Source organism: Phormidium sp. CCY1219, from assembly GCF_055795085.1.
In genome coordinates this window covers 1-5,693 of sequence record NZ_JAYFEQ010000243.1, presented here as the reverse complement: position 1 = coordinate 5,693, position 5,693 = coordinate 1, and the positions used below count along the sequence as shown (strand labels likewise).

Here is a 5,693-nt window from a genome sequence, read left to right as displayed (position 1 = left end):
GGCGACTAAAGTCGCCGTTCGTTTTTCATCTACGTTTTTTAAAACGTAGCTTTCAAACTCTCGTCCTTCTTTCGTAATGACTCCATTTCGTGCTCAGGCCCCCGGAGAGGATTGGGGGGCAAATTACGCGATGGCATTGCGGGGGTCACACACCCTACGGGGCGGTAGCTTTCATTTGATAAAAGCTCTAGGGGGTGTTGTCTGCTGAAGCTCCCATTTTTAGCCAACTAAATACCTGCTCGACGGTGAGGTTTAGCTCGATTCCTTCTAGTACGGGAAGAGTGTCGTTCTGTTCCAAGAGTCTGGGTTGGCCTTCGCGGAAAAATACCAGAATGCTGCGATCGTCTGGGTCGAGAAACCAACCGAGTTGGCTACCCCGTTCGATACAGTAGAGGATATTACCAATCACTTTGTTGGGTTTTTTTTCGGGGGAGAGAATTTCTATAATCCAATCTGGGGTGAGGTCAAAGCGATCGGGTACTTCCCCATCAGGAAGAAATGGAATCTGTTGCCACCGGAAGACGGCAATATCCGGAACGATAGAGCGATTTCCAAAACTGCACCGCAGTTCGGGAAAGGCGTAGGCTATTTTGTCATTTTTTGTGACTTGGTTAATGACGTTGCAGGTTTCGTACTGTAAACAACTGTGTCTTCCTTTTGGCATGGGTTTTTGGATGATTTTTCCGTCGATGAATTCACTAGCAGGTTTGGTTTCTGGCTGTTGGAGGAATTCTTCTAGGGTGAGAGATTTTTCGGCAGTAGCAGTCATCGGTGTCAACCTAGTTGGTGAGCTTTATTTGTAATTTTATCGGGCACGATCGTCAGTTGGGTAGTGGGTAGAGTGGGCAGGGTCGCTCGCTTCCAGTAAAGGAAGCGACTCATTCTTACCACCCTGCCTACCCTACGAAGGAGACCGATCCTATAAAACGGCGATCGCTATCTCTATTTTATTGGGATGCCTATCAACGTTCTCCTGGCGGTCTTCGTTCTAACTGACCTAAGACAATTAGGCTTTCCAAATCCTCTAATGCTCCAGGCAAATATTGGGCGATCGCCTGTTTAACTTCGGCAATTTCATCGGGGTTTGCCGCGCCCATCATCCGACTCACATCACTCAAATCTTGGGTTCGTGCCGATTGTAATTTCATCAGAACTAGATAGGGTAAGGCAATAATGGGCAAGCCATTTGGAGCTATGTTCGGAGTAGCGATCGCTTCGGGAACCCAATCCGCATTTAATTCGAGGACATCGAGAGAAGTTCCATCCGGTAATTCCCACTGACTCCTTGGAAGGGCTAATTCTCCAATTTTTTGACTGCCTGCTTTTGTTAGTTCTGCATACAGGGATTTTGCATCTCGAACGCAAACTAAAATATCCAAATCTAAAGTCATTCGTTCCGGCATATAAAGCCGGGTGGCAATCCCACCCACGATCGCAAATGGAGTTTTAGTAACGATTGCTTTAATATCGGTCACGGGATAAGTCCAGGTGCGTTTGTTGAGAAAATCCAGACCGCTACCCGTCCCCGGCTGAACTCGTTTCATCACCAGAGTAATGAATTGTCTTCGCCGTTGAGCGTTTATATCAATTTGGGTGTTAAAGGTCATCAGATAGGGATGGAGATTTACATATAATCTGCATTATAGGGGTCTCTACCAAAACCCGTAGGGACACAGCAGTGCTGTATCCCGATCGCGATATTCTTTCTGTGTGCTGTCTGTCCGACTCGTTATGAGCGATCGCAATTTACGGCATTTGGTGTCTAGCAAAATGGGTCGCACAATTTATTGCCATTGCTGTGGGTCAATGTTGCGAAAGCAGGCGGTATTGGCCTCAAATTCCTTGGCTTTTTTTTGGCTCCAAGCACCAGCTAATTCGCTCAGGTCTTCATGTCGCTGGTAGAGGGGTTTTTCCGGGCTGACACCAACACTGCGATCGAGCAGACGCAGAACTAAGGCATTGACGCTGGTGTTTTCTTTTTTTGCCAGTGCTTTCAGCTTGGAGAGGGTTTCCGGTTCAATTCCTCTGACACTGATATTAGCCATGTTAGAAGCTTTGCTATCATTGTGCTTTCATCTCACGATAGCATAAAACGCCGAATAAAGCGGCTTTGCGATCTTCCAATCTTGGCTTACCTGACGACTCAAATAAACCTCAGCTTTGCTCGATCGAGGACTAGGCAATACCCTGTCCTCTGCGAGGATGCGATCGCTTTTCATCTATAGTTTTAACCTTCGGGCGTAAACAAGCGATCGCCCATCCATACCTCTGTTCCCGATAAAAGAGGACACAGCAGTGCTGTGTCCCTACCAGGTATATCGAGCGATGTTTTAGAAAAACGGTATCATTTTCACAGCCTCAGAACTTTTTCGTTCTAGTGCTAGAATCTAGGCGTTGTGCCGAGTCCGGAGGTGGCTATGGAAGCGCTACGAATCATTACCAAACCCGTGAATGGTCAACTGGTTATCGATCTACCGCCTTCTTTAACCAGCGATCGCCAATATGAAGCGATCGTCCTCCCAGTCATGTCCGAGGATGCCGTTGCCACTCCAAGACGTCGCCAGCCTTCTCAAAAACTAGCGGGTACAGTTCGCCTACTTGACGATCCGATCGCACCGGCCACCCCTGACTCAGATTGGGAGTTCTCCTGAATGTTGTTAATGCTCCGTCGTTTTACTTAACTGAGAAAGCTCCCTAACCCGCATGGCAATTTCAACTTTGCTCTGTCTGAGCAATTCTATCTCGGATTCGGTCAATTGTCGGGGTTTTGAGCAAGTAACGTGCTTCAGACTCTGTAAGGCAGTCAAAGTTGAAGCCGAATCGGTTTTGCCACCATTGTTCAAGTTCGCATCCATGTTTTAACCTCAGTGCATTTAGACTGGTTTCTGTTAAAGCGAGATTGGCTGAATAAGGTTTGCCCGTTAGGACTGTTGCACCCATGACCTTTCCTGCGCCCTGAATAATATGAGAGCGTAGGTTGGCGAGGGTTCCACCTTGTCCTATAAAGTCGTCAACTAAAAGATAACATTTGTCTGGGATAACTTTTCCCTCAAACTTAGCTTGTCGGGCAAGAGGAGAAAACCCATCGGCTCCTGTATGGGCGACAATATTCGTTTGAACGATGCTGCTGTCGGCCCGCCAATGTAATTTCTGAGCTAGGCAATTGGCTAATGCTTCAGGAATTGCGTTCACACCGATATTCTCAATCGCGTGGGCTGAAACTAATGTCACCTGGGTGCCCTCAAATGTAGATGCCAACTGCTCTACTACTTGTTCTGAAAGCATCTCATTCACCAACTGATAAGCAGCATCAGGGTCTCCTGATTTGGCTGCACGGTAGGCAAAATGCTTTTTAACTTCTAATTCTGGGGCATGAATCCATACCGATGGAAATTCATCCCAAGGAAATCGCACAACTGTCATTAGCCAAACAACCTCCACTGAATAGCCCCTGAGAAACCGGCTTTCTTGCCGGAATTCTAGCCAAACCCCCAATCTTTACGTCTAGAAAGCAGATTTCTGACCCGTTTCCCGTTCTCCCCTCAAATAAACCTCTCCTCCTATTATCCCCACCACCACAAGGGCTAAACCTATCCAACCACCAATCGCACCCCAAACCAGAATACTCCCAGCAATCAGCACAGTGACCCCAATATAGGTACTGGCAACTTGGGCGTGAGTCCAACCGGACTGCTGCAATCTTTGATACAAATGGCTGCGGTGGGCTTTGAAGATGTTTTCCCGGCGGATGAGGCGGCGGATGAGGGTATAGATGGCGTCGGCGGTGAGGGGGAGGGTGATGGCGAGGGCTGTCCAAGCTTGGATGGGATTGTCTGCGTTGAGGAGGGCGATCGCTATGGTTGCGCCGAGGACGGTACTGCCCACATCACCCATAAAGATTTTCGCAGGAGACCAGTTCCACCACAGAAAGCCCAGGAGAGCCGCAACCAGGAGCCACCAGAGGGGTTGGTTGAGGTAGAGGGCGAGGAAGCCCAGTTGCACGGCGGTGACTCCAGCTACCAGACCATCGAGACCGTCCATGAAGTTGTAGAAGTTAATCAGGGCGGTGATGGCGATGAGGGTGAGGATGTAGGCGGTGAGTTGTCCGGTGATGCCGAAGCCAGTCAGCCAAGGTTGAGGGAAGGGGCCAAAACAGGCAACGGCGATACCGGCAGCAGCGAGTTGAATGAGGTAGCGGATAGATGCGGGGAGGTTGTGGCGATCGTCGAGGATACCGATGATGGCTAGGGGAGTCAGGATACTCCAAATTTGCAGTAGGAAGGGTTGGAGGGGGGTTAGGCGTAAGGTTTTGACTGGGGAGAGTTGGGGAAAGGAGTGGGAGATAATGGCGGTGAGGAGGGTGGTGGTGGCGAAGGCAATGATGAAGCCCAAGCCGCCGCCGCGTGGGGTGGGTTGGCTGTGGGAACTGCGATCGTTGGGGATGTCTAGGAGGTTTTGGCTGAAGCGTTGTTTGAGCCAGCCTGTGGTGAGGAGGCTGAGGATGAAGGTGGCAATCGATAGAATCAGGAGTCGCATGATGGACGAAGAGTTTGCTGGAGACCCTCATCTATCGTAAAGGGCGATCGCCAGTTTAGGGTATTGTGGATTTTGCTGCTATCAACGACTAGGGAACCGAGGAGGCGATCGATGGTGGGGGTGTTGAGAGGGAGCGATCGCGTTGCCGTAGGCGATCGCAATTTAATTTACGGCATGATGTCAGCGAGCGATCGCCCAAGGCGAAGGTTTTCAATATGGGCATTGCTCTGGGTCAATGTGTTTAAATTATGGCAAGCGACAGTATTATCAATCGGTATCTAAATTAAGCATTCAAAATCGCATCTTTAATTTCTGCTATAGTGACATCTTCTTGGTCGGATTTTGCATATATTAACAGTAGCCAAATACATTCAGGTGAAGATAACTGATAAATTAATCGGTATTCACCACTTTTGCCTGTCGGAATATCGCTATTTTTCGACCTAACTTTAAATATAGTAAAATCAGTACCAGCAATTTGTTGGCCGATAATTTCTCCGGCTTCTAAAGTCTCAATTATTGGTCGAACATCTTCCTGAATTTTACGATAACGTTTAGAGAGATCTTTGAAACGACGTTTAAAAGGTGCGGTAAAACGAACTTCTGCCATAATCAACTATCCAGGTCTTCCCATAATTGGGAAATCGGGTAAGTTTCTCCGGCTCTGGCTGCGCGAATAGACTCTTGTAAGTCAGCTAGAATCTGAGTTTTTGGCTCATTTTCATCAACGGAGCTGAGTCCACTGAGGGTTGAATAGAGTTCGACCGAGGTAATTTTTTGCAACAAACTGTTCCAAACTTCGATCGGAATAATTACTGCAGTTTTTTCCCCTTGGGCATTGGAAATATATTTAACTAGATTTTGAAGTTCGGAGATATTCATTGTATAGCCTCATTCATGAAAGTTGCAGAAGGGCAGGTTTTGGATGACGGTTCCTATGATTATATACCAATAAGTTTAATGTAGTCTAGGGTATCGCGGATTTTGCTGCTATCGATTACGAGGGAACCCAGGAGGCGTTCGCGTAGCGGCGCGAATGCGCTATCATTTGTTCCAAACAAAGTTGGGTAGGATTCTTCTTTGACACTCTGCGGCTCTTTTGACGCGCAGATTCTTAAGCAGTCCAGAAATGAACTCTTAAAGGCGTAGTCAAAGCG

The 5,693-nt window shown here is 48.0% G+C and carries 10 protein-coding genes; 1 reads left to right on the top strand and 9 read right to left on the bottom strand.

Annotation, left to right across the window (positions count from 1 at the left end; translation table 11 throughout):
* Positions 1-187: 187 nt before the first annotated feature.
* From AC0QH1_RS02640 to AC0QH1_RS02630, 3 genes are all read right to left on the bottom strand, one after another.
* Positions 188-769: a Uma2 family endonuclease gene (locus AC0QH1_RS02640; protein WP_324629246.1), complete on the bottom strand. Its 582-nt coding sequence runs from the start codon at positions 767-769 to the stop codon at positions 188-190.
* 193 nt (positions 770-962) lie between these two features.
* Positions 963-1,607 (bottom strand): hypothetical protein, encoded by a 645-nt coding sequence (locus AC0QH1_RS02635; RefSeq protein WP_324629245.1) that lies wholly within the window; start codon positions 1,605-1,607, stop codon positions 963-965.
* Positions 1,608-1,784: 177 nt separating this feature from the next.
* The gene (locus tag AC0QH1_RS02630) at positions 1,785-2,045 is read right to left on the bottom strand and encodes a hypothetical protein (protein WP_324629244.1); all 261 of its coding nucleotides are present in this window, start codon (positions 2,043-2,045) and stop codon (positions 1,785-1,787) included.
* Positions 2,046-2,417: 372 nt separating this feature from the next.
* Between AC0QH1_RS02630 and AC0QH1_RS02625 the strand changes: the two genes are divergently transcribed.
* Positions 2,418-2,651 (top strand): hypothetical protein, encoded by a 234-nt coding sequence (locus AC0QH1_RS02625; RefSeq protein WP_324629243.1) that lies wholly within the window; start codon positions 2,418-2,420, stop codon positions 2,649-2,651.
* 61 nt (positions 2,652-2,712) lie between these two features.
* On the opposite strand, the gene AC0QH1_RS02620 is transcribed toward AC0QH1_RS02625, so the two are convergent.
* From AC0QH1_RS02620 to AC0QH1_RS02595, 6 genes are all read right to left on the bottom strand, one after another.
* Positions 2,713-3,423, bottom strand: a complete 711-nt coding sequence (locus AC0QH1_RS02620; RefSeq protein ID WP_324629242.1) for a phosphoribosyltransferase — start codon at positions 3,421-3,423, stop codon at positions 2,713-2,715.
* A gap of 81 nt (positions 3,424-3,504) precedes the next feature.
* Positions 3,505-4,536 carry an MraY family glycosyltransferase gene (locus AC0QH1_RS02615; RefSeq protein ID WP_324629240.1) on the bottom strand — a complete coding sequence of 344 codons (1,032 nt, stop codon included), beginning with the start codon at positions 4,534-4,536 and terminating at the stop codon, positions 3,505-3,507.
* Between the two features lie 88 nt (positions 4,537-4,624).
* Positions 4,625-4,759 (bottom strand): hypothetical protein, encoded by a 135-nt coding sequence (locus AC0QH1_RS02610; RefSeq protein ID WP_324629238.1) that lies wholly within the window; start codon positions 4,757-4,759, stop codon positions 4,625-4,627.
* 60 nt (positions 4,760-4,819) lie between these two features.
* Entirely contained in the window at positions 4,820-5,146 is a 327-nt protein-coding gene (locus AC0QH1_RS02605; protein ID WP_324629236.1) for a type II toxin-antitoxin system RelE family toxin, read from the bottom strand.
* 2 nt (positions 5,147-5,148) lie between these two features.
* Positions 5,149-5,418 carry a hypothetical protein gene (locus AC0QH1_RS02600; protein WP_324629234.1) on the bottom strand — a complete coding sequence of 90 codons (270 nt, stop codon included), beginning with the start codon at positions 5,416-5,418 and terminating at the stop codon, positions 5,149-5,151.
* Positions 5,419-5,477: 59 nt separating this feature from the next.
* On the bottom strand, positions 5,478-5,693 hold a 216-nt coding region (locus tag AC0QH1_RS02595), incomplete at its 5' end, for a hypothetical protein (RefSeq protein ID WP_324629233.1).

Coding starts and splice junctions, on each gene's coding strand:
- AC0QH1_RS02635 (WP_324629245.1), bottom strand. CDS start 1,607: ATGACCTTTAACACCCAAATTGATATAAACGCTCAACGGCGAAGACAA.
- AC0QH1_RS02630 (WP_324629244.1), bottom strand. CDS start 2,045: ATGGCTAATATCAGTGTCAGAGGAATTGAACCGGAAACCCTCTCCAAG.
- AC0QH1_RS02615 (WP_324629240.1), bottom strand. CDS start 4,536: ATGCGACTCCTGATTCTATCGATTGCCACCTTCATCCTCAGCCTCCTC.
- AC0QH1_RS02600 (WP_324629234.1), bottom strand. CDS start 5,418: ATGAATATCTCCGAACTTCAAAATCTAGTTAAATATATTTCCAATGCC.
- AC0QH1_RS02625 (WP_324629243.1), top strand. CDS start 2,418: ATGGAAGCGCTACGAATCATTACCAAACCCGTGAATGGTCAACTGGTT.
- AC0QH1_RS02605 (WP_324629236.1), bottom strand. CDS start 5,146: ATGGCAGAAGTTCGTTTTACCGCACCTTTTAAACGTCGTTTCAAAGAT.
- AC0QH1_RS02620 (WP_324629242.1), bottom strand. CDS start 3,423: ATGACAGTTGTGCGATTTCCTTGGGATGAATTTCCATCGGTATGGATT.
- AC0QH1_RS02610 (WP_324629238.1), bottom strand. CDS start 4,759: ATGCCCATATTGAAAACCTTCGCCTTGGGCGATCGCTCGCTGACATCA.
- AC0QH1_RS02640 (WP_324629246.1), bottom strand. CDS start 769: ATGACTGCTACTGCCGAAAAATCTCTCACCCTAGAAGAATTCCTCCAA.